The 23,113-nt window shown below is 57.6% G+C and carries 26 protein-coding genes and 1 pseudogene; 15 read left to right on the top strand and 12 right to left on the bottom strand.

Annotated features, from left to right (window positions below; genetic code table 11):
• Positions 1 to 86 precede the first annotated feature (86 nt).
• Positions 87 to 692 (bottom strand): TetR/AcrR family transcriptional regulator, encoded by a 606-nt coding sequence (locus CLH62_RS10785; protein WP_099618161.1) that lies wholly within the window; start codon positions 690 to 692, stop codon positions 87 to 89.
• Positions 693 to 808: 116 nt separating this feature from the next.
• Here CLH62_RS10785 and CLH62_RS10780 point away from each other — a divergent pair, with 116 nt between their 5' ends.
• Entirely contained in the window at positions 809 to 1,363 is a 555-nt protein-coding gene (locus CLH62_RS10780; RefSeq protein ID WP_099618160.1) for a carboxymuconolactone decarboxylase family protein, read from the top strand.
• A 29-nt stretch (positions 1,364 to 1,392) separates the two neighbouring features.
• Here the strand turns inward: CLH62_RS10780 and CLH62_RS10775 are convergent, their stop codons facing one another.
• On the bottom strand, positions 1,393 to 3,501 hold the full coding sequence (locus tag CLH62_RS10775) for a NosR/NirI family protein (protein ID WP_099618159.1): 2,109 nt from the start codon (positions 3,499 to 3,501) through the stop codon (positions 1,393 to 1,395).
• 109 nt (positions 3,502 to 3,610) lie between these two features.
• Between CLH62_RS10775 and yghU the strand changes: the two genes are divergently transcribed.
• The gene (yghU, locus tag CLH62_RS10770) at positions 3,611 to 4,483 is read left to right on the top strand and encodes a glutathione-dependent disulfide-bond oxidoreductase (protein ID WP_099618158.1); all 873 of its coding nucleotides are present in this window, start codon (positions 3,611 to 3,613) and stop codon (positions 4,481 to 4,483) included.
• A complete protein-coding gene (locus CLH62_RS10765) occupies positions 4,480 to 5,043 on the top strand; it encodes an LOG family protein (protein ID WP_099618157.1) in 564 nt (187 codons plus the stop codon). The genes yghU and CLH62_RS10765 overlap by 4 nt, the downstream gene beginning before the upstream one ends.
• Before the next feature lie 28 nt (positions 5,044 to 5,071).
• Here the strand turns inward: CLH62_RS10765 and CLH62_RS10760 are convergent, their stop codons facing one another.
• The 3 genes from CLH62_RS10760 to CLH62_RS10750 all read right to left on the bottom strand — a co-directional run bounded on the left by CLH62_RS10760 (position 5,072) and on the right by CLH62_RS10750 (position 6,432).
• Positions 5,072 to 5,248, bottom strand: coding sequence for a hypothetical protein (locus tag CLH62_RS10760; RefSeq protein ID WP_228152827.1), 177 nt, complete (start codon positions 5,246 to 5,248; stop codon positions 5,072 to 5,074).
• A gap of 101 nt (positions 5,249 to 5,349) precedes the next feature.
• Positions 5,350 to 6,093 carry a spermidine synthase gene (locus tag CLH62_RS10755; RefSeq protein WP_099618156.1) on the bottom strand — a complete coding sequence of 248 codons (744 nt, stop codon included), beginning with the start codon at positions 6,091 to 6,093 and terminating at the stop codon, positions 5,350 to 5,352.
• Between the two features lie 6 nt (positions 6,094 to 6,099).
• Complete coding sequence (locus tag CLH62_RS10750; RefSeq protein WP_099618155.1) at positions 6,100 to 6,432, bottom strand: ankyrin repeat domain-containing protein; 333 nt, start codon at positions 6,430 to 6,432, stop codon at positions 6,100 to 6,102.
• Between the two features lie 114 nt (positions 6,433 to 6,546).
• Between CLH62_RS10750 and CLH62_RS10745 the strand changes: the two genes are divergently transcribed.
• Positions 6,547 to 7,170, top strand: a complete 624-nt coding sequence (locus CLH62_RS10745) for a YbhB/YbcL family Raf kinase inhibitor-like protein (RefSeq protein WP_099618154.1) — start codon at positions 6,547 to 6,549, stop codon at positions 7,168 to 7,170.
• A gap of 178 nt (positions 7,171 to 7,348) precedes the next feature.
• Positions 7,349 to 8,200: a UDP-2,3-diacylglucosamine diphosphatase gene (locus tag CLH62_RS10740; RefSeq protein WP_099618153.1), complete on the top strand. Its 852-nt coding sequence runs from the start codon at positions 7,349 to 7,351 to the stop codon at positions 8,198 to 8,200.
• On the opposite strand, the gene CLH62_RS21120 is transcribed toward CLH62_RS10740, so the two are convergent.
• On the bottom strand, positions 8,189 to 8,341 hold the full coding sequence (locus CLH62_RS21120) for a hypothetical protein (RefSeq protein ID WP_170005787.1): 153 nt from the start codon (positions 8,339 to 8,341) through the stop codon (positions 8,189 to 8,191). The genes CLH62_RS10740 and CLH62_RS21120 overlap by 12 nt on opposite strands.
• Before the next feature lie 260 nt (positions 8,342 to 8,601).
• On the opposite strand from CLH62_RS21120, the gene CLH62_RS10730 reads away from it, so the two are divergent.
• On the top strand, positions 8,602 to 9,459 hold the full coding sequence (locus CLH62_RS10730; protein ID WP_099618151.1) for a DUF547 domain-containing protein: 858 nt from the start codon (positions 8,602 to 8,604) through the stop codon (positions 9,457 to 9,459).
• A 57-nt stretch (positions 9,460 to 9,516) separates the two neighbouring features.
• On the opposite strand, the gene CLH62_RS21115 is transcribed toward CLH62_RS10730, so the two are convergent.
• Positions 9,517 to 9,675, bottom strand: coding sequence for a hypothetical protein (locus tag CLH62_RS21115; RefSeq protein WP_170005786.1), 159 nt, complete (start codon positions 9,673 to 9,675; stop codon positions 9,517 to 9,519).
• Between the two features lie 231 nt (positions 9,676 to 9,906).
• On the opposite strand from CLH62_RS21115, the gene CLH62_RS10725 reads away from it, so the two are divergent.
• The 3 genes from CLH62_RS10725 to CLH62_RS10715 are packed head-to-tail and all read left to right on the top strand — an operon-like array spanning position 9,907 to position 12,305.
• Positions 9,907 to 10,863, top strand: a complete 957-nt coding sequence (locus CLH62_RS10725; protein ID WP_099618150.1) for a sulfurtransferase — start codon at positions 9,907 to 9,909, stop codon at positions 10,861 to 10,863.
• A gap of 18 nt (positions 10,864 to 10,881) precedes the next feature.
• On the top strand, positions 10,882 to 12,096 hold the full coding sequence (locus tag CLH62_RS10720; protein WP_099618149.1) for a YeeE/YedE family protein: 1,215 nt from the start codon (positions 10,882 to 10,884) through the stop codon (positions 12,094 to 12,096).
• A 14-nt stretch (positions 12,097 to 12,110) separates the two neighbouring features.
• Positions 12,111 to 12,305: a hypothetical protein gene (locus CLH62_RS10715; RefSeq protein WP_099618148.1), complete on the top strand. Its 195-nt coding sequence runs from the start codon at positions 12,111 to 12,113 to the stop codon at positions 12,303 to 12,305.
• Between the two features lie 36 nt (positions 12,306 to 12,341).
• On the opposite strand, the gene CLH62_RS10710 is transcribed toward CLH62_RS10715, so the two are convergent.
• The 3 genes from CLH62_RS10710 to CLH62_RS10700 form a co-directional block, all read right to left on the bottom strand.
• Positions 12,342 to 13,565 carry an ADP-ribosylglycohydrolase family protein gene (locus CLH62_RS10710; RefSeq protein ID WP_099618147.1) on the bottom strand — a complete coding sequence of 408 codons (1,224 nt, stop codon included), beginning with the start codon at positions 13,563 to 13,565 and terminating at the stop codon, positions 12,342 to 12,344.
• Positions 13,566 to 13,605: 40 nt separating this feature from the next.
• Positions 13,606 to 13,956: a DUF3147 family protein gene (locus tag CLH62_RS10705; RefSeq protein WP_099618146.1), complete on the bottom strand. Its 351-nt coding sequence runs from the start codon at positions 13,954 to 13,956 to the stop codon at positions 13,606 to 13,608.
• A gap of 198 nt (positions 13,957 to 14,154) precedes the next feature.
• Complete coding sequence (locus CLH62_RS10700; RefSeq protein WP_099618145.1) at positions 14,155 to 14,826, bottom strand: TVP38/TMEM64 family protein; 672 nt, start codon at positions 14,824 to 14,826, stop codon at positions 14,155 to 14,157.
• A gap of 229 nt (positions 14,827 to 15,055) precedes the next feature.
• Here CLH62_RS10700 and CLH62_RS10695 point away from each other — a divergent pair, with 229 nt between their 5' ends.
• The 4 genes and pseudogenes from CLH62_RS10695 to CLH62_RS21405 all read left to right on the top strand — a co-directional run.
• Complete coding sequence (locus CLH62_RS10695) at positions 15,056 to 17,434, top strand: amylase (RefSeq protein ID WP_099618144.1); 2,379 nt, start codon at positions 15,056 to 15,058, stop codon at positions 17,432 to 17,434.
• Positions 17,435 to 17,517: 83 nt separating this feature from the next.
• Positions 17,518 to 17,811 (top strand): hypothetical protein, encoded by a 294-nt coding sequence (locus CLH62_RS10690; protein WP_099618143.1) that lies wholly within the window; start codon positions 17,518 to 17,520, stop codon positions 17,809 to 17,811.
• Between the two features lie 108 nt (positions 17,812 to 17,919).
• Positions 17,920 to 18,483 (top strand): DinB family protein, encoded by a 564-nt coding sequence (locus tag CLH62_RS10685; RefSeq protein WP_099618142.1) that lies wholly within the window; start codon positions 17,920 to 17,922, stop codon positions 18,481 to 18,483.
• Positions 18,484 to 18,487: 4 nt separating this feature from the next.
• Positions 18,488 to 18,787 (top strand): annotated as a pseudogene (locus CLH62_RS21405) (NRDE family protein); the annotation flags it as partial.
• A 177-nt stretch (positions 18,788 to 18,964) separates the two neighbouring features.
• Here the strand turns inward: CLH62_RS21405 and CLH62_RS21400 are convergent.
• Positions 18,965 to 19,276 (bottom strand): hypothetical protein, encoded by a 312-nt coding sequence (locus CLH62_RS21400; protein ID WP_228152863.1) that lies wholly within the window; start codon positions 19,274 to 19,276, stop codon positions 18,965 to 18,967.
• Between CLH62_RS21400 and CLH62_RS10675 the strand changes: the two genes are divergently transcribed.
• On the top strand, positions 19,269 to 19,958 hold the full coding sequence (locus CLH62_RS10675; RefSeq protein WP_099618141.1) for a hypothetical protein: 690 nt from the start codon (positions 19,269 to 19,271) through the stop codon (positions 19,956 to 19,958). The genes CLH62_RS21400 and CLH62_RS10675 overlap by 8 nt on opposite strands.
• Positions 19,959 to 20,091: 133 nt before the next feature.
• On the top strand, positions 20,092 to 22,227 hold the full coding sequence (locus CLH62_RS10670) for a putative bifunctional diguanylate cyclase/phosphodiesterase (protein ID WP_228152826.1): 2,136 nt from the start codon (positions 20,092 to 20,094) through the stop codon (positions 22,225 to 22,227).
• 9 nt (positions 22,228 to 22,236) lie between these two features.
• Here CLH62_RS10670 and CLH62_RS10665 read toward each other — a convergent pair whose 3' ends face one another.
• On the bottom strand, positions 22,237 to 22,989 hold the full coding sequence (locus CLH62_RS10665) for a YiiX/YebB-like N1pC/P60 family cysteine hydrolase (RefSeq protein WP_099618140.1): 753 nt from the start codon (positions 22,987 to 22,989) through the stop codon (positions 22,237 to 22,239).
• Positions 22,990 to 23,113: the final 124 nt, after the last annotated feature.

Here is a 23,113-nt window from a genome sequence, read left to right as displayed (position 1 = left end):
GGAGGGTGGCCGGCACAATTCTCCGGAAGTGCCGCTACCTTTAACCCCGGCGTCCGGCACCGGGGTCCCGCGGAGAGCGAGCAGGCTCAGTGGTGGGTGCGAAAGCCTTCCAGTATGGCCGCCATATCGTTACCAAGATCCTGCATGGCTTGCGGGTCCAGATTCCGTTCACCCATGGATCTCAGCCCCATGATCTGAGCCTGGAGCAGCCGGGCCAGACGGCCGCAATCCACCGATTGAACGAGCTCACCCCTGGCTCTGGCCTTTTCCAGCAGTTCTGCTATTGACTGCTCAATGGCGGCGAGAATGCTGTTGGCCTGGGCGGCCAGGGCCGAGTGCGTGTTGCTGGATTCCAACAGCGTTTTCACGATCATACAGGCCCGGGAGGGTACCGCGTTCTCGTCGCCGCAACGGCAGGCGATGCCACGCAAATAGTCCTGTAACCCGTCAACGATGGAATCGTAGCCTTCCAGGTGGGCTGACAATTCCCGGCCGCCTTCTTCCGCGTAGGCCGCCAGGGCTTCCGAAAACAGGCCATCCTTACTGCCGAAGGTGGCGTAGATGCTCCCCGGCCGCATGTCGAGTGCCTGCTCAATCTGTTTCATTGAGCTGCCGTGATACCCCTTCTCCCAGAAAAGACCAACGGCCTTACCCAGGGCGGTTTTTCTGTCATAGCGTGCGTGTCTGGCCATTACAACAATTCACCAAAGTCGTGGTTTGAATGACTGCTCAATTATAGCTTGAATGACCGCTCAATAACAGTTAGCCTGAAGCTGTAATTGAGCAATCGTTCAAAAAGGAGTTCGTGATGACTGACTTTCCAATACATGATGTTGAATCCGCCCCGGAAAAATCGAAACCGCTTCTTGAGAATTCCCTCAAGGGCTTCGGCATGATTCCCGGCCTTCACGCTGTCATGGCAGAAGCGCCAGGAGCGCTTGAGGCGTACCAGAAGCTGCACCAGTTGGTGCTGGACAGCAGCTTTGATAATGACGAAAAAACCGTGGTCTGGCAGACCATTAACGTTGAAAACGCCTGCCACTATTGTGTTCCGGCACACACCGGCATCGCCAAGATGATGGAAGTCTCGGACGACATCACCAATGCGTTGCGGGATGAAGCACCGTTGCCGAGCGACAAACTGGAGGCACTACGGACCTTTACGCTCGCCGTGATGCGCAAAGATGGCAATGTCAGCAAAGAGGACCTGGACGCTTTTTACAAGGCAGGTTACAACCACCGCCAGGTGTTGGAAGTGATTCTGGTGCTGTCCCAGAAAACCCTGAGCAACTACATCAACCACATTGCCGAAACCCCGGTTGATGAGCCGTTCAAGAAATTTGAGTGGCAGAAGAAGCAGTAATTCAGCGCTTGCTGGCGGGCGGGTGCGGCTTAGCCCGCATCCGTTGCCAGTATGTTTTCCCGCCTTGACCGCTTTTTATTCTTGAGCCGTTTGTCGACGCATTGGGTGTCGTCTTCGAGAATAACGACGCATTCCAGGCACTGGATGCACTCGTCGTAATCGATTCGGCCATCCTTGCGGATGGCATTGATGCCGCATTCGTTTTTGCAGTGCTGGCAGGGGGTGCCGCAGAGCTCAACCCGGTCCAGCCAGCTGAACAGTCGAAACCGGCCAAGCACCGCAAGGCCGGCGCCCAGCGGGCACAGGTAGCGGCAGTAGAATTTGTGGATGAACATGCCGAGCACCAGCAGGCCAACGGCGTAAAGTACGAAGGGCCAGTGGCGAACAAAGAACAGGGTAATACTGGTTTTGAAAGGCTCCACTTCCGCCAGTTTCTCGGCAATGGTCAGGGAGTAAAACGCCGTGCCAACCAGGCCCACCAGTATGGGGTATTTGAGCAGGATCAGCCGCCGGTGCCATTGCTCTGGCACATTGATCTGGCTGAATTTCAGTTTCTCGCCAAGCCAGGCGGCCATTTCCTGCAGGGCGCCAAATGGGCATAGCCAGCCACAGAAAAGGCCCCGGCCCCAGATGAACAGGGTTACGAAGGTGTAGACCCAGAGAATGAAGATGATCGGATCCAGCAGGAAGACATTAAGGGAGAAACCGTCCCAGATAGCCAGGAACAGGGTGTAAATGTTAACGACCGAAAGCTGGCCCTGGGCGTAGAAGCCAATAAAAAACAGGGTGAAAAACAGGAATCCCCAGCGGAACCGATGCACCAGCTTTGGATTGCGGCTCAGGGTTTTCTGTCTGGCGAAGAACACGGTCAGAACGGTCAGACCGAGTACCAGCAGTGAGATCTGCCACCAGCGTTCTTTCCAGAGCCCGATCCAGACTGGTTGCCGGGTGTCCTCCGGATTGGGGGCCACCTCGACAGCTTCGAACAGTTCGTCGTTGAATTGAACCGGGATATCCAGGGATGTGCGGTCAACCATCAGATGATTGCGGGCCAGTTCGACGTTGAGCTTCAGGTTGGCCTCTGCCCCCGGGTTAAAGCCCGCGTTGCCGCCCACCCGAAACAGGTTGCCGGCATCGAACGAGGGCATGCCGGCGGCGCGGAAGTCGAGATTCTGATCAAGCAGGTTCAGATCGCGCATTTCCACGGCCAGGTTGTTCTGGGTAAGCCCCACGCGATCCGGAGAACTGCCTGGCACGAACTCGCGGGAAACATGGGGAAAGGCGCCGCGGGACATCACAGCCAACACCTGCGCACCGTCATCGAGTCGTTGCATCAGGCGCCGGTAGCCCTCGTCTCCGAGCAGGTTGCGCCCCACCATGGGTGAGTTGATATAGCCGAAGAACAATTCGGAGAAGGGTTCGCCCTCCGGCGGCTCGATGTCCATGGGGTAGTCGGACAGTGGCCGGCCCAGTTCAGCCTCAATGGATTCGGCGGCGATCTGCCAGTGGCCGATGAAGCCCCGGTCGATCAACTGCTGCCAGGACAGCGGCTCGTAGAAATCGGGCTTTGCCTGCGTGGGGGCGCTCTGGGCAAAGCCCTCGAGTTTTTTACGGGCGACTTTCAAGGCGGACGACAGCACGGTGTCGTTGATGATCAGCACCGAAACCGTGGCCTTGCTCACTCCGTCAAAGTGCACCACGCTGCCAGTGCTGGTTCGCCCGGATCGGCTGCTGTTGGAGGTGTTGACAATAATCTGCTCTCGAAGCGAATGGCCTTCGTACTGGTCTACGAATTCGAACAGGGGTCCTTCGCCAAGGCCATGTAAAAAGACAGGCTCATGATGATTCAATACCTTCACCCCAGTGAAGCGGCCTTTGGTGTCCAGGCCGATGAGCATACTGATAGGTTTGCCGGCAAAGCCCTGGAGGCGGCTGTGGTCCACCGTTTCGTAGGCATAGCCGAGCAACTCCTGGAGTTGATACACCGGATACACGGGGAAATCCGGCGACTTGTCCTCAATGACCGTTGCCGAGGGGAACAGCTCCTGGATCAGCGCCCGCTTGCTGCCTGACAGCTCGGCCTGAACCGGGGGCAACACAAACAGACAGGCAAGAAGGAGCACAATGCGCCCTGCCATGGGGTACTCCTGTGGTTCTTTTTGTTTGATCTTCCATGCTAGAGTTTTCGGCCCCGGGCTCAATGCGACCTCGGAGCCACCTGACTGCTACTTTGTGAGGAGAAATGCCATGACCGACGCTACTTACACACCGCCCCAAGTCTGGAAATGGGACTCCGAGAGCGGAGGTCGGTTTGCCAGTATCAATCGCCCGATCGCCGGCCCGACCCATGACAAAGAGCTGCCGGTCGGCAAGCATCCTCTGCAGCTTTACTCACTGGCGACGCCTAATGGTGTAAAAGTGACGGTGATGCTCGAGGAGCTGCTGGAGCTTGGCATTAAAGAAGCCGAGTACGACGCCTGGCTTATCAAGATTACCGAGGGCGACCAGTTTGGCAGCGGTTTTGTGGAGGTGAACCCCAACTCCAAGATTCCCGCCATGATGGACCACAGTGTCACCCCGTCCATTCGTCTGTTCGAATCCGGGTCCATCCTGCTCTACCTGGCGGAAAAATTCGGGGCGTTCCTGCCCAAGGATATCGCCGGACGCACGGAAACCCTGAACTGGTTGTTCTGGCAGATGGGCAGCGCTCCCATGCTTGGCGGCGGCTTCGGTCATTTCTACGCCTACGCGCCGGAGCACTACGAGTACCCGATCAACCGCTACACCATGGAGGTTAAACGTCAGCTGGATGTGCTGGACCGCCAGCTGGCAAACAACCGCTACATCGCCGGCGATGAATACACCATTGCCGATATGGCCATCTGGCCCTGGTACGGCGCCCTGGTGAAAAACAAGGTGTACGACGCGGCTGAATTCCTGGAAGCGCACACCTACACCAACGTCATTCGCTGGGCCGATGAGCTCGCTCAGCGCCCGGCGGTCAGGCGTGGCCGGATGGTAAACCGGGCCTGGGGTGAGCAGAGCAGCCAGCTGCACGAGCGCCACGATGCCAGCGATTTCGAGACCCGGACCCAGGACAAGATCGGAGACGGTGAATGAAGAAGGTCGCGGTCTATTGCGGCTCCCGGACTGGCAACGATCCGATCTTTGCGGACAAGGCCCGGGAGCTGGGTGATTATCTCGGTCGCAATGGCATTGAGCTCGTGTTCGGCGGTGGCCATGTCGGCCTGATGGGCATAGTGGCCGATGCGGTATTGGCCGCTGGCGGCAGGGTTCACGGGGTGATTCCCGAGCATCTGCGGGACCGGGAGCTGGCCCACTCCGGCCTGACCGAGTTGCACGTGGTGAGGAACATGCACGAGCGCAAGGCCCTGATGGCGGATCTGGCAGACGGTTTTGTCGCGTTGCCGGGTGGCATTGGCACGCTGGAAGAACTGTTTGAAGCCTGGACCTGGGGTCAGTTGGGCCTGCACCGGAAGCCCTGCGCAATTTACAATGTGAACGGCTTTTTCGACCCTCTTCTGGCCATGGCTGAAACCATGGAGCGGGCCGGATTCCTCAAGCAGGAATATATAGACATGCTGATCCGTGCGGACCAGCCTGAAGAGCTGCACCAAGCTTTTCAGGCCTACCAGAGCCCCGGAGAGAAGTGGCTGTGAACACCGGCAACCCGGCGCGTCCGGGTTGCTATTCCTTGTCGGCTTTTGCCTTCTGAATGGCCTCCAGTTTTTCGTGCAACAGGGCCTCAAGCTTGATCAGCTTCTCCCGGTTCTTCTCATTTGGCCGATTGGTGTACAGATCAACGTAGGTTTTGGTGACCTCGCTCAGCATCGGGTGGAGCTTTTTGTAGTCTTCCTCGCTCATGGTAGTAATCCCTGACAGTTTCTGTGAATTTCCTACCACTAACTATGGTGCATCCTCACCAATCCTCAAGGATCCAGATCAAATCCCCCGTGGATTACTGCTCATTCGAGGCGGCTGACCTTGGTCATAAGCTGGCGCCAGTCGATGGGTAGCCGGGTTTCCAGCTCCACCAGAATCGGGTCTTTTGAATGGACTGACTGGAAGTGCTGTTTACTGGCGTAAATGACCGTGTTGTTGCTCTTGCTTTTGAACATCAGCAGCACCGCAAAGTGTTTCTTCAGTTGCCTGAAATACGGCCCTTCCACATCCGGCGTTCGATGGTAGTTCAGCACCAGCCAGCCATCGCTGCCAAGCACTCGGGCACATTCATCCACAAAGTTGCGCTGAGCCTGGGCCGGGCTCATGCGATCAGCGTTATAGAGATCGGCCAGAATCATGTTGGTGCTGGCCTCCGGCATCTTTTCGAGCGCATTCCGGGCATCGGCGATGGTGACTGTGAGGCGTTCACTGTCCGGCAGGCCAAAGAATTCCCGGGCGGTATCCAGCACCGCCTGCCGGAGTTCCACTGCGTGGATCCGGCATTCCGGGTAAAGGTGGTGGAAAGCGCTGGCCATAACGCCCCCGCCGAGGCCGAGGATGGTGATATGGCGGGGGTTGGCAAAAGCCGCTGGTAACAGCATCGCCCTGTTGTATTCGTGCACCGGGAGATGCGGGTAGCGCCGGTCGATCTTGCTCTGTTCAAACACCGAGTTGAATGTCAGTACCCGGTGTTTGCGGTAATCGATCACCAGAATGCTGCCAAGGGCATCCCGGGTGTGGTAAATGATGTCGCCCTTGTTGAACATGGCGGGTTACGGGTTCGAGTCGCTGATCAGGCTCCGGACGCTGTCCGTTTTCGCCAGTGTGAACGCAGTGTCGCCCTCGTTATTCCGGGCCTCGGGATCGGCTCCTTTTTCCAGTAAAAGACGGACCGTCTCCGTATGCCCGTTCCGGCTGGCCAGCATCAGCAGGCTTTCGCCCTCGCTGGTGCGCATGTTTACCGGTACGCCTGCATCCAGCATCACGCTGAGTGGACCGGCACCGCCATTGCGGGCGAGGTCGAAAATACCCTGGGCAAAGGCAACGGCGTCCTCGTCCTTCTGGTTGGCGGGTTGTTGCGGCTGGCCGGGTTTCTGCTGGCTCATCTGGACTCCATGGTCACGTCAGTTGGTTTTGTGTTACAACCTATTATCACAGAATGGGCTCATTCCAGACACAGTCAGAGAGCCAAAGGCCAATGATCAACAGGAGGCGACACCGTGAAACTGAAGGTTCAAGGCATTGAAGAGGGCCAGCCGATTCCGGAGAAATTCGCGTTCGGGGTCTACAGCGAAGAGGATCATATGAGCTTCGGGCCCAATCGCAACCCCGAGATTGTCTGGGAAGATGCGCCCGAAGGTACAAAGAGTTTTGTCGTAATGGTGTTTGATCCGGATGTGCCCAGCGTGGCTGACGACGTCAACCAGGAAGGTAAAACCGTCTCCAGGGACATTCCACGGGTCGACTTTTTCCACTGGTTGCTGGTGGATATCCCGGCCAGTGTTACCCGGATTCCGGAAGGCGAGGACAGTGATGGTGTCATTCCCAAGGGCAAGGAAACCGGCCCGGGTCCCATCGGCATCCGCGGCGTGAACAATTACACCCAGTTCCTGGCCGGCAACCCGGACATGGCAGGCACCTATGCCGGGTACGATGGCCCCTGTCCGCCCTGGAACGATGAAATCATGCACCACTACCATTTTGAAGTGCATGCGCTGGATGTGGACAGCCTGGACCTGGAAGGCGAGTTCGATGGCAACGATGTTCGGGAGGCAATGGCAGGCCACGTACTGGCCAGCGCCCGGGTAACTGGCACGTACACTCTCAATCCGGGCCTGCGCTAACGGATCGTAGACATCGGTCAGAGGTGTTCCGGTAACCCACGGGTTACCGGATTGCCCCGACTTATGCTCCCGTGACTCCGTCCTGAAAGTCACAGAACTGTCTCCTCATTGTCATTTCCCCGTCACCGCACCTTGCCAAGGTGTCAGCATCCGGACTGGTTGAAAGACGGGAGACGACATGCGGAGCTACCGGAGCGTTTTCATTTCCGACGTACACCTGGGCACGGCAGACTGCCAGGCCGAGTACCTGCTGGACTTCCTGAGCCACGTGCGCTGTGAAACCCTCTATCTGGTGGGCGACATCATTGACCTGATCGCTATGCAGCGACGGGTACACTTTCCCGATTCCCATCAGGCGGTCATCCACAAGCTTATCGAGCTGGCTGCCAGCGGAACCCGGGTGGTCTACGTACCGGGTAATCATGATGACTTCCTGCGACGGTTCTGTGGCCAGACGATTGCCGGTATTGAGCTCCGCTACAAAGTTGTGCACACCACCGCAGATGGCCGCTGTTTCATGGTCTGCCACGGCGACCAGTTTGATCAGGTGGTGCGTTGCAGCCCGCTGATGCTGCTGGTGGGTGATCGTGCCCACGGTGTCCTGCTTCGCCTGAACCGCTGGTTCAACGCCTGGCGCCGGCTCAAGGGCAAGCCCTACTGGTCCCTGGCGGCCTGGGTCAAAAGCCGTATTGGCAAGGCACGCACATTTATCCGCCGGTTTGAGCTGGCAGCCCTGACTGTTGCGGAAAAGGGTAACTATGACGGCTTTATCTGCGGCCACATCCACTCAGCCGGATTTTTGCGCAGCGAAGAAGGTCTGTATTGCAATGACGGCGACTGGGTGGAGCACTGCACGGCACTGGTGGAGCAGGAGAACGGAAGGCTGGAGTTGCTGCACTGGTCGGAATCTCCGATAGTGCTGGCAAAAGAACCGGATGCTCCGCATCCGGATGTTTGCGGGGATGCCCGGCCGGTACTGGATATTGTCCCGGCCGGATTTGTGGAGCAGGTCAACCGATTAGCCAGTTGACCTTGTGTTGCCGTCATCCAGACTGTGGGCGCAGGGTGGATTGTTCCCACATTCGATGTCTTCGGCACTTACGCCCTCGGCGTGTGCGGTTGCGCCAATGGCGAAAGCGAACAGGGCACCTAATAAGGCTAAAATTTTCATGGTTGTATCCTCCGTATTGCTGATTTCCATCCAATGATCTTGCCCTTGGGCCAGGTATCAAAGGATGGTGCTCGCTACATAGACACCTGATACCTGGAAGCGTTACAGGATTGCTGATCGATGTTCTCCGGTTCGCAGTTCCCCTGCCTTGCCCTTTTTGCGTCAAGTTGTTGATGTTGCCTCAGTGTGTAACAGAACCGGTCTGAGTTGGTCTGAAGAACCGATTACCAAATCCTTATCAGACTGACTGGAGAGGAACCATGCGTGGCTATCCACTGTTATCCATAATTGTTGTGCTGGCATTGCTCCCGGGCAGGGCGCTTTCTGAATCCAATACAGGTATTTTTCAGCACTACCAGCATCTTCTTGATCGACATCTTATTGAAAAGACGCAGCCTGGGAATGGACTGGTTTCCGCTTTCGACTATCGCTCTGCCCTGGCCAGCGAAGGTCTGAAACAGACACTGACCGGGCAGCGCGAAACCCTGAAGGCGTTAAACCCCGACACGCTTGAAGGGCAGGCGGAATCTGTTGCTTTCTGGATTAACGCCTACAATTTTTTCATGCTCGATCAGATTCTCACCGAACGGCCGGACGGCGAGCTTGTGTCCTCCGTGTGGGACTATGGCGGCCGGGTGAATCCCTTTATCGACAGCGTGTTTGAACGGAGGAGCTTTGTTATCGGCGGGCGCGAGTACAGCCTCAACGATATGGAGAAGGAAATCCTGTTGGGGAAGGAATACGCCAGTAAAGGCTGGAAAGACGCCCGCGTTCATTTTGCCGTGAACTGTGCATCTGTCGGATGCCCGCCGCTGCGTGACACCCTTTACACCGCTGACAATCTGGAGCGTCTGCTGGCTGAGAATGCCCGGCGAGCGTTCAATACCTCACGGCATCTTCAGGTGAAAGGTGAAACCCTCTACGTGACCGAGCTGTTCAAATGGTATGAGGAGGATTTCGTTGAAGCGTCGGGTTCTTTGAAGGCATTTATTGAGGAGTGGGCCGATCCTGACGTGGCCGATCAAGTGGCTGCTACATCGTCCCTGGAATTTATCGACTACGACTGGACTCTTAACATGCCGGACAATTTCCCGGCCTTGCGACAGCCAGCTGATTGAAAAATAGCCATGAAAAAGGCCGCTATTCCGGAGAATAGCGGCCTTTTTCGTTGCGGGTTATCTCGCAGATACTTTTACGTCAGCAATCTGCTCGACGGCCTTACCCGGGTAGCTCTGCGCCTCATGATACCTGTCTGCCTGACCGTTCATGGCCAGGGCGGTTGTTGCAGAGAATGAAAGGGCGATAGCAGCGAAAATCAGTGTCAACTTTCTCATGGTCTGTACCTCGTTCGTTTCGATGAAATGCGGGGTCTGAATCGTATAGGAGCAGGCCTCGCTTACGGGGTATAGACACCGCAGTGTTGGGTTGCGTTACAGATTAACGTTCGGGTGTGGCAAAAAATCCGGGATTTCGATATAACAAAATACGATTAAAACGGGCCTATGCATTCCTCTCCCTGCGATTCATAATGATCATTCAAGAATTCGCAACGAAGGAGAAGCATCATGAGTCGTCTTCTGGCCCTTGTATTGATCGTTGCAAGCTCATTGGCAATGGCGAACGAAAACAAAACGCCGCCGCTTGTGGATGCCGACTGGCTTGATGCAAATCTGAATCGTAACGACCTCGTGGTACTGGATGTTCGTTCCGGTATTGATGATGGTGGAGATCGCAGCAGTTTCCAGAAGGCACACATTCCCGGGTCTGTCTACAGCAGTTACACGGGCGATGGTTGGCGGGAAGGCCGTGACGGAGTAGCCGGTCTTTTGCCACCACTAGCCAGCCTCGAGCGCCTGATTGGCGGCCTGGGTATCAGCAACGATGACACTGTGGTCATCGTGCCCGCCGGAACCGGAGTGACGGATTTTGGCAGCGCAGCCAGAGTGTACTGGACCTTCCGTGTGCTCGGTCATGATCAGGTGACCATTTTGAACGGTGGTTTTGCCGGTTGGCAGGCAGCCGGGATGAACGATGCCAGCGGGCAGAGTGAGCAGCGAGAGGTGGTGAAGTTTAAGGGCACCCTCCAGCAAGATCTGATCGCATCGCTGGACGAAGTAAAGGAGGCCCGCAACAGTCAGGCGCAACTGGTCGATGCTCGGCCGAGTGACTACTTTACCGGTGAAACCCAGTCCCCGGCGGCAAAGGCTCCAGGCACGATTCCCGGTTCACGGAGCCTTCCCCACTCTGACTTTCTGGGGCAGCGGAACCAGGCCTGGTATCTTGATGAAGGCGAGATCACAGCGAGAGTGAATCAGGCAGAGCTGGACCCGGGCGCTCGCACTATTGCCTTCTGCAATACCGGACATTGGGCCGCCACAGACTGGTTTGTGCTGAGTGAACTGGCGGGCTTTGATGAAGTTGCACTGTATGACGGCTCGATGGCGGAGTGGTCCCAGAATAGCGATCGACCGTTGCAGGTGGCAAAGAGGGGCCTTGGCAAGCTTCTGGACTTTTTTAACTGATCTGAAAAGTGATTATTCATGGCTGATTCCGCAGTCCTCCAGCCCGGGTTCCAACAACCCGGCTGGCAGGTGGACCGATTTATTGTTTCGACTGCCCTTATGGGCTTTGCTCTGCTGGGCGGGCTGATCTGGCTGGAGACGGCACCGTTCATGGTGGCGCTTTTCGTGATCGGCACTGTGCTTGGCATGGCGCTTTACCACGGGGCATTTGGCTTTACTGCTGGCTGGCGCAATCTTGTCGTCAAGAAACGCGGCGCCAGCATGCGGGCCCAGTTGCTGCTATTCGCCCTGAGTTCCCTGATCATGGTGCCCATGCTTCACAGTGGCCAGGCGGGGCTGGTGGGTGCGGTAGCGCCCGTGGGGACCTCTCTCGTCGTCGGCTCCTTTATTTTCGGTATCGGCATGCAGCTTGGTGGGGGCTGCGGCTCCGGTACCCTGTTCACCGTGGGCGCCGGCAACATCCGCATGGTGGTTACGCTGGTGTTCTTTATTGCCGGTGCGGTTCTCGGCTCCATCCATCTGCCCTGGTGGCTGGACCAGCCCGGTTTTGATCCGGTACCGCTGGTCAACAGCTTTGGCGTCAGCGGTGCCATTCTGGTGCAGTTCGCGGGTCTCGGTTTGATCGCCTGGTGGGTCAACCGCATTGAGCGCAAGGCCCATGGAACCATCGAGCGCGATGAACTTCTGTGGAAAGGCCAGGGTCACGGGTTATTCAGAACACTGCTCAGTGGCCGCTGGCCCTTCACCTGGGCCATCCTGATTCTCGCGGCCGGCAATGCCCTGACCCTGGCCATCGGTGGTGCGCCCTGGAGCATCACGTTTGCCTTTAACGTCTGGGGCGCCAAGGCTTTGGAAGTGGTGGGCGTCAACATGTCCCAGTTCGAGTTCTGGACCTGGGACTACCCCGCTATGGCCCTGAAGGATTCGGTGCTGACCAACATTCCTTCGGTGATGAACTTTGGGCTTTTGCTGGGCGCCATGCTTGCCGCAGGCCTGGCCAACCGGTTTAACGAAGCCAGTCGAAACCGGCCCGAAGGCCGTCAGTTCCTGGCTGCCGTGGTGGGTGGCCTGCTGCTTGGCTACGGTGCCCGTCTGGGTTTTGGCTGCAACATAGGCGCGCTGTTCTCCGGCATTGCCTCGGCCAGCCTGCACGCCTGGGTCTGGTTCGCCTGCGCGTTCGTCGGCTCACTGATTGGAATCCGGTTGCGGCCGTGGTTCCGGTTGCCTGACTGATGCGGGAGGGAACGATGGAACGAGCCTACAGTCGCACCCGCATTCTGGTGACGCTTGGTATCATTCTGACGCTGATAATGGCGGACCACTTGAGGAGCCCGACTTTCGCGTTCAACTCTGGGCAGGGCAATGTAGAGACGGCGTTGATGCAACGGGACGAGACGGCTTGTGCGCCCTGCGGAGCGCCCTGTCCCTCAACACGGGATTGACCAGCAGCTATCCGGCTGTTCGGGTAAAGGCGGTTTTTACTGCACAGGACAGCCTTTTGGTTCGTTCTGCTGCTCGATTGGTGCCCATGTACCGTTCACAAGTGACTCAATATTCGTGAGGATAGCCGGGGCATCTTTTATCCGGGCCAGCCAGCTCAGGGGAATACCGTATTCGCCACCAACACCATGCAGTGCCGCCATGGCCGGCCCGATAATCCAGGCGCGGCCACAGGAATCGCCTCCGCACTGGATATTGGCGCGAACGGCTTCAGTGTAACTCGTTGCATGGCTGAGAATATGAAAGATCACTGGCATGGCTTCATGCAGATAGCAGGTACGGCCAAATGTGTCCCCCGCTCTTACCGCACCCAGCGATGAACCGGTCTGGGCGTTGGTCAGACTTTCCTGGTTCGGCGCCTCGGCTCTGGCAGCATCCAAGGCTGCAGGCATGGGCTCGCCCTGGAAAAGCTGATCCAGTAGCCGTGCTGCGCATTTTGCCCAGGCCACGGCGTCTTCATTGTGATTGGTCACCCGGACAGCCGCTTCGGTGACCTCCATCAGTTTATCGCTGCCGCAATAACTGGCCACTAGTGGTGGCAGTTTGGACACGGCTGGCAGCTGCATGTCATTGGCGCCACTTTCCGGCAGCAGGTGTTGGTCGATGGTCTCAGCCAGGTGGACCCCAGCTTCCTGGACCTCCGTTTCATGGTAGGTAAGGTCGATAGCCCTGCGAACGGGCTTCGCCAGTTGGTCGCCACTCAGGCTCCGGGTGTAAGGAAGGACCTTCTGCACCAGTATCCGTTTCTGTTCATCGGTCAGGTCGGCTGTGGTGGACGATTGCGCCTGTTCAATGGCTTTCTGCTCGATGGTGTTCAGGTTGTTGAGGGTCACCCTTGTAGGGTTGTCGATATAACCCTGCCACTGGCCGCCGGGGCCGAAGAAAGCGCGAAAGCGCCGTTGGTAATCGCGAATATTCAGTTCGCCGCGACCTGCCAGCAGACTGTCCGTTAATACCCCTGTGGCCGCACCATAGTGGCTACTGTCGCCAGACTGTTTACCATCATGAGCGAAGTAACCGAATCCGCCTTTGAAATAGTCGGCCTTCGGCGGCAGGAATTCCGGTGACTCGCCACCAACTTCCTGGATGCGCTGGCTATCGTAAAGCCAGTGAAGCCCGAGGCTGGCTGCATCTGCAACCCAGCCGCCGGAGAGAGCGGCGATTACTGAAGGCTTTCTGTTATTGGACACGTTGTTAGGCATTTGCAAATCCTCATTGATCGGTGGTGATCCTGATGAAACGTTAGAGCAGATCAACCCCGAATCGCTTGGCCACAACGGCCAACAGACCGAAACAGGTCACGGTGATGGCAGCACTGGATAACAGCGACAGCCAAAACCCTATCCTGGGCAACAGGAATGGAAAGATCAGAAACATGGGAAGAGTTGGCAGTACGTACCAGAAGGTGTACCAGGCGTGGTTGCCGATCTTTTCCGAAGGCTGGCTTTCCAGATACAACCAGATCATGGCCAATACCGTCACAGTTGGTAAGGCAGCAATGAGTGCGCCCAGTTTGTCACTGCGTTTCGCCACCTCAGAGATCAGGACGACCAGTGCTGCAGTAATGGCGTACTTAGTGATAATCCAGGTCATTGGTGGTTCCTGTTTCTGTAGTAATCCGCAGGGTGTCATGCCAGTACGTTATAGAGAACAAACCCGCCGCCGTTGGCATGCAATTTAATTGTAGCCCACACCGGAAAAAACTTGTCTCCACCCTTTTTTGATTTTCTCTTCGATCAATCAGAGTCGATTCTGGCGCCAGGAGCCTGGGCTCTGGTAAGGCTCTTGTTGTCACTGATTCAGTTGAAGCCAACGGGCCAACCGTGAACCAGGGTGTCGGCTGATGGACCAGGGCAACCACATCATGACGATGAGAATTGCTGTGCCCGCCAGTACTGTTAGCACTGGGTTCAGTTTGAATGTGTTCCCCAAGCCTGCGAACACCACCGTCATCGGCAGCATGCCGACCAGGGTTGCGATGGCAAAACGCCAGGCCTTTATGGCAGTAACGCCGGCGGCGTAACTGATCAGAGCGAAGGAGAAGACCGGAACCAGCCGGGTCAGCAGAACGGCTATGGTCAGAAAACGCTGAGATCCGTCTCTCGCCAGCGCCGGGTGGTCCGGGAATCGGTTGCAGATGGCCTCCCGGCCGAGGCACCGGGCAATCCAGAACGCGGACATGGCCCCGAGCAGCGCGCCGGTCGCTGCGATAGCGGTGCCCCAGAGAATGCCGAAGGCAAGCCCTGCCGTTGCGCTTACGGGCAAGGTCGGAATGGGCCCCACTACTACGGCAATTATCATCAACAGCATCAGAAGAATTGGGCCGGTCGAGCCCTGGCTTCCGAGCCATTCCGAAAGTGTGTCTGGTGAGAGATCCGCCGGCATGCCGAGACTCTGCAGCAGCCACCAGGCCCCTGTAAGAGCGGCTAAAACCACGGCGATTACGGCAATTCTGAAGGTCATTGACTGGTTGCTTCTCCTTTTTGCGCTGATTCGCCGAGACCGGTTCCAGATCGAAAGTGTGCCGAATCCGCCCGGCGAATGATATCAGCGCGGTCGCTTCTTCGCGGTCAAAGATAAATCTCCCCCTCTCTGTAACAGTTGCAAATCTCATGTGTCGGTAACCGTGAAACGCGAGAAATCAGTGCCCTGACGACGGGCAACAGACAACCGGAACGGAGAGCGCGACAAGATGACTCGGCATGATCGTCAGTACTGGATGGGTGGCAACAGGTCCTACGAGCAGGATCGCTTCTTCGAGGAGTCCCTCGATAAATCCCTGTGGCAAAGGGCCGAAGGCCCTGAAAACTGGGATGCCTGCTGGTACACCGGTATGCCGGACCCGGAATTTTTCAGCCAGGTGGGGCCGGAGCGAACAATTAACCACATCCCCGGCAACAATGCCCTCACGGTGAAAAGCCGTCTTTACCGCAGCCTGATGGACTTGCGGGATCGCGTCGAGCGACAGGAAAAGGGCGGCAAACATCTGACCGACCGCCTGGCGTTCGTGCCCAAGGTATTCTCAATGCCCGAGGACTACCATGCGTTCCAGCAGGCAGCGCTGGATAATCCGGACAAGCGCTGGTTGCTCAAGCCAAAGAATGCCGCCCGGGGCAAGGGGATTCAGCTGGTGGGTGATCCGGCCGACGTGCCGATGGAATCCTCCTGGATGGTTCAGGAGTACCTGGAAAATCCCCACACCATGCGCGGCCGGAAATATGTTCTGCGGTTGTATGTCCTTGTCTCTTCCGTTTCTCCCTTTCGTGTTTATTTGTATCGCCAGGGGTTCGCCAAGCTGGCCTCCATGCCTTATGACGAGGAAAACGCGAATAATCCCTACAGCTATCTCACTAATCCGGATGTGAACGCCCTGAATCTGGATGCCGACGTGCCCGTGGAATTCGTGGATCTCGAACGTTACCGGGCCTGGCTCCGTGAACAGGGACACGACGATGAAGCCCTGTTTGCCAAAATCGAAGACCTGGTTGCCCTGACCTGTCTGGCTGCCCTGGAGCCCATGCGAGAGCGTTCCCGGGTGATCGGCGCCGATACCCGTGGCTGTTATGAGCTGATGGGCATTGATTGTCTGATCGATGCTGACTTCAAGCCCTGGATCCTTGAGTGCAACCTCAGCCCTTCCCTGGAAGTGTGTGCCGGCCCGGAGAGTGGCGGTGACATTGAGGAAGAGGTCAAGGGCGGGATGGTTGCGGACATGGTTGAAATGCTCGGCCTGAACCGCCCCTCTGGTGAGGAGTCCGGCGGGTCCATGGTGGAGCAACTGGTTCGTGAGACCCAGGCCGAGATGGGCCGAAGCGGCGGCTTCAGAAATCTGATACCGGGGTCGAACCCCTCGGCGTACCTGCCTTTCATGGCGCTGTCGCGGTTGTCCGATTGGGTCGTCGCCCAGGCTCTCTCTGACCGGCCGCTGAGGCAACCCCGGCTGGAACGCTGGGTGGCAGAGGAAACCTTCAGCGAAGACCAGGTTTACCTCTATGACACCCGCCTCGGCCACCTGAGCAGCCTGAACGAGACCGCGTCGCTGATCTGGTTGATGGCCACAGAGGGTGCCGGGCCGGATGACATTGCATCGGCGCTGGTGGATTCCGCCCTCAAAAGCATGCCCACCGCCCCGGATGCCTGGGCTATACGAAACGATGTCTGGAATACCCTGGCGGACTGGGTCAACAACCGTTTTCTGGTTCAGTCCGAGGGGCAGTCGGGCGACCGGGATACGTCCGAACCTGGCCAGCGTCCGTTCCCGGAAACCTCCACCATGCTGTCGATGGCCCTGTCCTGCGGTCGCTTCCGGGCACGTTTCTTTACCGACAGTGCACCGCTGGTCAGCCGGATTGAAAGCCTGCTTGAGCCAATGGCGATTTCCGATGACGCGGGGAAGGATTCATTGCCACGACTTGAGATTGTTCGGGACACGCCGGGTTTTACATTGATTCTGGATGGCCAGGTGATCCGCTCGCGGCTTTCACTTGCGGCGGTCGTTCCGGCGCTTGCGAGCTGTCTGGCAACCCATGCGGCCAGACACGATGACATTGCCATAGACGCCGGTCTTGTTGCCGGTCCCGATAGCGGGATGTTCCTGGTCAGCCATTCCGAGCCGTCTCTGCGTGACGCGCTGACTTTGGCGCTGGCCACTAAATGGCGTGTGGATTGTGGCCGCGGTGCACTGCTCAAGGCTTCTGACGGGGCTTGCGTTGAAGGGTTGGGGCTGCCACTGCAGGACACCGCCCGAGAGGGTCAGTTTGTTGCCGCCCAAGCGGGCGTGACGGGCTATGTAGGCCGGGTACCCGCGGTACTTGTTCCCAGTGAAAATCCAGTCCCGGATAGCAGTGGAGTCCAGGCCGTGACTGTGAACGAGACCCTGAGACATCTGATCTCCAGCTGTTGTGGCGAAGATGGGCGGCCGCTGGATACCGATGGCTTCACCAGGCTGGCGGGTTGGCTGGAGAGCCGGCAGTGCTACCTGGTGGATATGAACAATCTGGAGGCCGCTGCAGCGGCGCTGTCCGGGCGGTGTTTCGAGAAGGCACCGCAAAAGGCATCCGGGGGCCGTTGAGCGTAAAAGCTTTTCGGCTCCGGGTATGGAGAGGCCGGGCGTGACGCCTGGCGGTTGTTACGTTAAATCAAGGGGGACACATCATGTCCAGAGAAACAAAGAAACAGAGATTGCTAGGCAAGCTTGCCCGGGGCATGGCCTATACCGGCCCCGTGTTTGCGGTTGTTATGGGTGCCTCGGCGTTCAACGTATCGGCCGCCGACGCCACGGCTGAACCGGGCTACCTGATGCTCGCCGCCGGAGAGGCGGAAGCCGAAGGCGAAGCGAAAGGCAAGGCTGAAGGCGAAGCAGAGGGCAAAGCTGAAGCTGAAGGCGAAGGTGAAGCCGAGGGAGAAGGTGAAGGCGAAGGTGAGGCCGAGGGAAAAGCCGAGGGCTAAACCGTTGATCGGGTGGGCACGAGCAACCCTTGTGTCCACGCGGTCGCTTTCATTGCCTCAGTTTCAAAGGCAACCGAACCCGGGACCAACAAGAAGCGGACGAATACCATGACTCAATCAGGCTCTGAGCGAGACGACACCGTTAACGACATTGTTGAAGAGAACGCCCATGCAATTGGGCAGCTCATTGAAATGCTGGAAACCTTGCCAGGGAATCTTTACCGGCGAAGTTTCGGTCAGCGTAAGCAGCATGTGATTGGCAAGCATGTTCGGCACATTATAGACCATTACAGTGCCCTGCTATCGGCAACAACGTCACCGGGAGCGCTGCTCGACTATGAAAACCGTGACCGTGAGCTGTCACTGGAAACCGATCGGCGGGCCGGGGCCAACCGATTGTCAGAGATTCTGCAGACATTGCGCAGCCGATTCAGCGGGAGCCACGCCGACGGGCTTGCCATGTTGCACACCAGCGATGCGCAGGGGCAGGTAGTCACAACCAGCGTGGATCGCGAACTGGTTTTCCTGGCCAGCCATACCATTCATCACATGGCGATTATCGGCATGCTGGCCGAGCAGGCGGGGGTGGAAGTCGGTGCCGGGTTCGGGGTTCATCCCTCCACCTTGCGGTACCTGCAAAGGCAGGCCCGGGGTATGGCCGAAAGCGCCTGATCTTATGTGTACCCTGAGCTGGCAGTACTCACCGGCCGGACTGGACCTGTTTTTTAACAGGGACGAGTCATTGCAGCGCCCTGAAGCGGAGCCACCCGTTATTGAGCACCGCGATGGCATAAGCACCGTGATGCCGAAAGATCCGGCGGGTGGCGGGACCTGGATCGCAGCAAACAGTCAGGGCGTCATTCTCGCCCTTTTGAATAACTATCGTTACCCATCCCGGATGCCTGCCGGGCAGGCGACAAGTCGGGGGCTCCTGGTCAGACGTTTAAGCTCAGCGCACACGATTGCCGAAGTCCGGGCATTCCTCTGGAGCGAGACCTTATTCCAGTATCCACCGTTTATTCTCCTGGCATTCAACGGGGAGCCCTCTGGTCCGTTCAAGTGGGAATGGACCGGCGAAACGCTCGAGGAAACCCGGGATGGGGCGGAGACGACCATCAGTTCTTCGTCTCTCATGCCGCGCTTTGTTCCCGCTTTACGCCGCTATCTGGTTCGCCAGGCACTGAAGCGTTGTGAGCCAGGCCAGGCCGCTGGGCGTCTTATGGAGCTGCACAGGAACAGGCATGGCTGGCCTGAGAGTCTCGCCATTGCCATGAAGCGAAAAGGGCGCGCCACGGTAAGCCTGAGTCATATCCGGGTAACTGAGACCGATGTCACTTTCAGATACTGGCCCGGTTTCCCGGGCAGTAACAAATGCGCGGCCGGGGTGTCCGTGCTTCAAAGGCCTGGATCGCAGGCCCGCACCCTGAACAAGGAAAATACGACCGGAGGTTGCAGAAATGTCCACAGACAAAAATCGAAAGGAACTTTTACGAAAACTGTCCCGGAACCTCATGGTGTCGGTTCCCATGATGACGGTAGTGGCCGTGGCCGGCTTCAATGCGAGCAGCGGCCCCGGGCTAGGACTGATCCCTTCGGCTGAAGCCGCCCAGGGTGAGGCTGAAGGCGAAGCGAAAGGCGAGGCGGAAGGTGCCGCCAAAGGAGAGGGCGAAGCCGAAAGTCGCGCCGAAGGTGAAGCAGAGGGGCGAGCAGAAGGTGAAGGCGAAGCTGAAGGAAAAGCCGAGGGCGAAGCTGAAGGTGAGGCGGAAGGCGAAGGTGTGTCTGCCAAGCTCAAAAAAGCGGTTCGCCGTCCCGAAGGCTATACCCCCTATCAGGGCAATGTTGCTGATCTGAGAGCCAGGGGTGAGAAGCTGTTCAACGACACCAGCTTGTCCTCCAACGGGCTTGCCTGTGCCACGTGCCACGCAAACGGGGCGGGCTACAACGCGACCTTCAAGAACGAATACCCGCATGCTGTCGCCATGGGCAAACGGGACTTTGGCATGGATATGGTCTACCTGGATGAAATGGTTCAGATCTGCATGGTGGCGCCAATGGCTGCCGAGCCTCTTGAGTGGGGTTCCGAAGAGTTGGCTGCGCTGACCGAGTACTCCCGGGTGCAGCAGAAGGAATTTATCGACAAGCAATAACGTCGCTTTGCATCGGTGAGTCTGCTGTCGATTTTGGGTGGGGGCTGGAGCCCCACCCTTTTTTGTAATTTAGAGGTCTCTCGGGTGTCTCTCTGGAAAGACCAGAGAAACGCGAGGACGTATGAAACCGGTCGTGGGACTAGAACCAGAAATAACCAATCGGGAAATGGCCGGAGAGGATCAAGCGCTTGCCAGGCGGTCCTTCAGCGAGTGGGCCAGACAGCTTTCAGGCTGCCGCTTGTGCCGTAATCTCACACTGGCGGCCTTTGCGGCCATTCTCGCCATTGAAGTCGCGATTCTTATTCCCTCTTACCGCAATTACGAAGAAGACCTGTTGAGTGAACGGGTTGATGTTGCCAGTCAGGCGATCATCACTTTCCTGAAGTATTCCCGAAGCCGAGAAATAACAACCGATGCCCTGGAATTGCTGATCGCCAGCAGTCCGTTGACCGGCGTTTCCTTGCGCAGAGACGGTATCGAATATCAGGCGGGAGAGGTTGTCAGGGCGCCACACCCAGCGGATGGGTTGCTTCGCTCAGCGCCCCGAACAGCGCAGGGGATGATTGATCTCTCCTGGCGCGCCGATCCATTGCTCTCGCATTATGAGGTGCTGGCCCGGGTGGATGTCAGTAACGTTTCTTCGGAGCTGGTTGCCTTTGTGCTCCGGATACTGGGTCTGTCGCTGCTGATCGCCGTTTTTGTGACCGCCGTGACCATGTTCGTGGTCGATCGTATGATGCTGTCTCCGCTCCTCAAACTCCGTGATCGCATATCCCGCGCTGGCGAGGACGCCGAACATCCCCTGAAATACCTGACGCCCGCCGGCCGCTGCGATGAGTTCGGTGAAGTGGAGGGGGTGTTCAACAGCATGCTGAAGCAGAATGCGGCTTACCTGTCACGCCTGAAACTGCTGAACCGGGAGCTCGACCAGTTACTCGAAGAGCGAACCCGCACCCTGCGCAGAACCGAGCAGGAACTGGAGATCCGCACCCTCTATGATCAACTTACCGGCCTTGCCAACCGTAGCCTGTTCGAGGAGCAGTTGGACCGCCATTTCAGCGATCCAGACCATGGCGGAGAGGAAGAAGCCGTTCTGGTCCTCGGCCTGAACGATTTCCAGGCGCTCAATGGCCTGGCAGGCCACGAGACTGGCGACCGGGTGTTGCAGGAGATTGCCCGCCGTATCGCAGGCTTTAGTGCCAATCATGGCCGGGTTGCCCGTCTTGGAGGCGATGTGTTCGGGTTGCTGGTCGGTGAGCGGGGGCGAGCTTCGACGGACATTGAAGTCCGGATTTCAGCCGTTATAGAAGCCTGTCAGCGGCCGGTCCAGATTGGCCGGAAAACATTTGAGTGTGAAGTCAGTGCCGGCGTAGCGGTCTTTGGCCTGGACGGACAGGATGCCAGAACCCTGCTCAGTCACGCTGAAATTGCCATGCATCGGGCGAAGAAGTCACCGAGCCAGAGGGTGCAGTTCTTTGCCTCGGAATTCGGAGATCAGGTCCTTCACAGGCAGGAATTGATCCACAGTCTCAAGGCGGCCATCGAGAACCGGCAGTTGCAGCTGTATTTCCAGCCGCAGTGCGATCGTCTCAGGCGGAACACCGGTTATGAAGCGCTTCTTCGCTGGCATCATCCCACCCTGGGCCCGGTTTCGCCGGCCGAGTTCATTCCGTTGGCGGAGGAAACCGGGCTTATCGTGAAAATCGGTGACTGGGTCCTGGAGCAGGCAGTTGCCACGTTAAAAGGTTGGTCGGAACAGGGGTTTACAGGGCGCATGGCGGTGAATGTCTCTGCCCTGCAACTTCACGATCCGGGTTTTGCCGACCGCATTGCGGTTTCACTTCGGAATAAAGGCGTTTCGGCTCGTCAGCTGGAACTGGAAATTACTGAAACCGCTTTGATGCAGGATATCGAACTGGCCATGGCAACCCTCAATCGCTTTCGGGAATTGGACCTGACCCTTGCTGTGGACGATTTTGGTACTGGCTATTCGTCATTGGCGTATCTCAAGGCACTGCCGGTCTCCCGTATCAAGATTGACCGGACCTTCGTGACAGGGCTTCCCGATAACGAGCAGGACGAGGCCCTGTGTCGAACCATAATCACCATGGCCCATTCAATGGGCTGCGAGGTTATTGCCGAGGGTGTTGAAACCGAAGCCCAGGCAAGCTGGCTGGCGTTGGCGGGTTGCGATGAACTGCAGGGGTTTCTGCTGGGTAAACCCGGACTGCAGGGGTTCCAAAGTGCGGCGGATGCGGATGATAGCTGAGTTGGCGAATCATTCCGCCCATTGGAATTGCCGGTAATCGAATCCCTGCTCCAGGGTGGGTTTGATCACGTCGAAATAGGGGGATGCGTCAAAGTCCCGAGGGGCAAACAGAGAGTGATGCCGAATCCGGAAGTACTCCCGCCGCTGGGCATCCGAATCCGCGTCATCTTCAGAGTCAGCCAGGCGTTCCGGCAGTATCGGATACCGGATCGACTGGAAGCCTTGAGCGATAAATGTGGAACAGATGGCCCGGGTTGGGTCGCCACTGCCCAGTGCCAGCATGGAACGACGATAATGGGTTGGTACCGGTGGTGTGGGGCACAGATAGCGTGCCAGGTCCCAGACGTTTTTCAGGTCGTACTGGTGCCCGAGCCGGCTTTTCGAGTAGTCGATCAGCTTGCGGATATCCTGCTCACTGAGCCCCACGGGCCGGCAGATCCGGGTGTGAAAGTGTCGGTAAAAAGACAGCGGCAGACAACGAATACCGTCCTCAAGATCCGCCTCGACCAGAACGCGATCTTCGCCTTTTTCAGAGAGACCCAGATTCGCCTCTGGGCCGAGATAGAGCACCGCATGCGACCAGGTGGACTGGGTCAGATACTTGATAGCTGTGCTGATTCTGGTGTTTCCCTCTACCAGAAGCACGTCGCCGGGCTTTATCGACGCCTGTATGGCTGCCCAGGTGGATGTCCGGACTGAGTGGCATTTAATCTGTTTGGAAAGATAGGCAGCCAGTCGCCTCGACAGCCAGTTCAGCAGCATGGTTCACCCCGATTGAGCGTCTGTTGTTATTAATAGCAGAGACAGGTAACTACAAGGAATGTTACAGGTCGATTCGACCGTACGGTAAAGCCCCCGATCCAATTAACGGGTGTAACAAATGATT

The organism is Marinobacter guineae (assembly GCF_002744735.1).
In the GTDB taxonomy this organism is placed as follows: domain Bacteria; phylum Pseudomonadota; class Gammaproteobacteria; order Pseudomonadales; family Oleiphilaceae; genus Marinobacter; species Marinobacter guineae.
This window is presented reverse-complemented; position numbering and strand designations above follow the sequence as displayed.

What these genes read in the sequence shown, in the direction of transcription:
- CLH62_RS10785 (WP_099618161.1), bottom strand. Translation starts at nt 692, where the DNA reads ATGGCCAGACACGCACGCTATGACAGAAAAACCGCCCTGGGTAAGGCC.
- CLH62_RS10780 (WP_099618160.1), top strand. Translation starts at nt 809, where the DNA reads ATGACTGACTTTCCAATACATGATGTTGAATCCGCCCCGGAAAAATCG.
- CLH62_RS10775 (WP_099618159.1), bottom strand. Translation starts at nt 3,501, where the DNA reads ATGGCAGGGCGCATTGTGCTCCTTCTTGCCTGTCTGTTTGTGTTGCCC.
- yghU (WP_099618158.1), top strand. Translation starts at nt 3,611, where the DNA reads ATGACCGACGCTACTTACACACCGCCCCAAGTCTGGAAATGGGACTCC.
- CLH62_RS10765 (WP_099618157.1), top strand. Translation starts at nt 4,480, where the DNA reads ATGAAGAAGGTCGCGGTCTATTGCGGCTCCCGGACTGGCAACGATCCG.
- CLH62_RS10760 (WP_228152827.1), bottom strand. Translation starts at nt 5,248, where the DNA reads ATGAGCGAGGAAGACTACAAAAAGCTCCACCCGATGCTGAGCGAGGTC.
- CLH62_RS10755 (WP_099618156.1), bottom strand. Translation starts at nt 6,093, where the DNA reads ATGTTCAACAAGGGCGACATCATTTACCACACCCGGGATGCCCTTGGC.
- CLH62_RS10750 (WP_099618155.1), bottom strand. Translation starts at nt 6,432, where the DNA reads ATGAGCCAGCAGAAACCCGGCCAGCCGCAACAACCCGCCAACCAGAAG.
- CLH62_RS10740 (WP_099618153.1), top strand. Translation starts at nt 7,349, where the DNA reads ATGCGGAGCTACCGGAGCGTTTTCATTTCCGACGTACACCTGGGCACG.
- CLH62_RS21120 (WP_170005787.1), bottom strand. Translation starts at nt 8,341, where the DNA reads ATGAAAATTTTAGCCTTATTAGGTGCCCTGTTCGCTTTCGCCATTGGC.
- CLH62_RS10730 (WP_099618151.1), top strand. Translation starts at nt 8,602, where the DNA reads ATGCGTGGCTATCCACTGTTATCCATAATTGTTGTGCTGGCATTGCTC.
- CLH62_RS21115 (WP_170005786.1), bottom strand. Translation starts at nt 9,675, where the DNA reads ATGAGAAAGTTGACACTGATTTTCGCTGCTATCGCCCTTTCATTCTCT.
- CLH62_RS10725 (WP_099618150.1), top strand. Translation starts at nt 9,907, where the DNA reads ATGAGTCGTCTTCTGGCCCTTGTATTGATCGTTGCAAGCTCATTGGCA.
- CLH62_RS10720 (WP_099618149.1), top strand. Translation starts at nt 10,882, where the DNA reads ATGGCTGATTCCGCAGTCCTCCAGCCCGGGTTCCAACAACCCGGCTGG.
- CLH62_RS10715 (WP_099618148.1), top strand. Translation starts at nt 12,111, where the DNA reads ATGGAACGAGCCTACAGTCGCACCCGCATTCTGGTGACGCTTGGTATC.
- CLH62_RS10710 (WP_099618147.1), bottom strand. Translation starts at nt 13,565, where the DNA reads ATGCCTAACAACGTGTCCAATAACAGAAAGCCTTCAGTAATCGCCGCT.
- CLH62_RS10705 (WP_099618146.1), bottom strand. Translation starts at nt 13,956, where the DNA reads ATGACCTGGATTATCACTAAGTACGCCATTACTGCAGCACTGGTCGTC.
- CLH62_RS10700 (WP_099618145.1), bottom strand. Translation starts at nt 14,826, where the DNA reads ATGACCTTCAGAATTGCCGTAATCGCCGTGGTTTTAGCCGCTCTTACA.
- CLH62_RS10695 (WP_099618144.1), top strand. Translation starts at nt 15,056, where the DNA reads ATGACTCGGCATGATCGTCAGTACTGGATGGGTGGCAACAGGTCCTAC.
- CLH62_RS10690 (WP_099618143.1), top strand. Translation starts at nt 17,518, where the DNA reads ATGTCCAGAGAAACAAAGAAACAGAGATTGCTAGGCAAGCTTGCCCGG.
- CLH62_RS10685 (WP_099618142.1), top strand. Translation starts at nt 17,920, where the DNA reads ATGACTCAATCAGGCTCTGAGCGAGACGACACCGTTAACGACATTGTT.
- CLH62_RS10675 (WP_099618141.1), top strand. Translation starts at nt 19,269, where the DNA reads ATGTCCACAGACAAAAATCGAAAGGAACTTTTACGAAAACTGTCCCGG.
- CLH62_RS10665 (WP_099618140.1), bottom strand. Translation starts at nt 22,989, where the DNA reads ATGCTGCTGAACTGGCTGTCGAGGCGACTGGCTGCCTATCTTTCCAAA.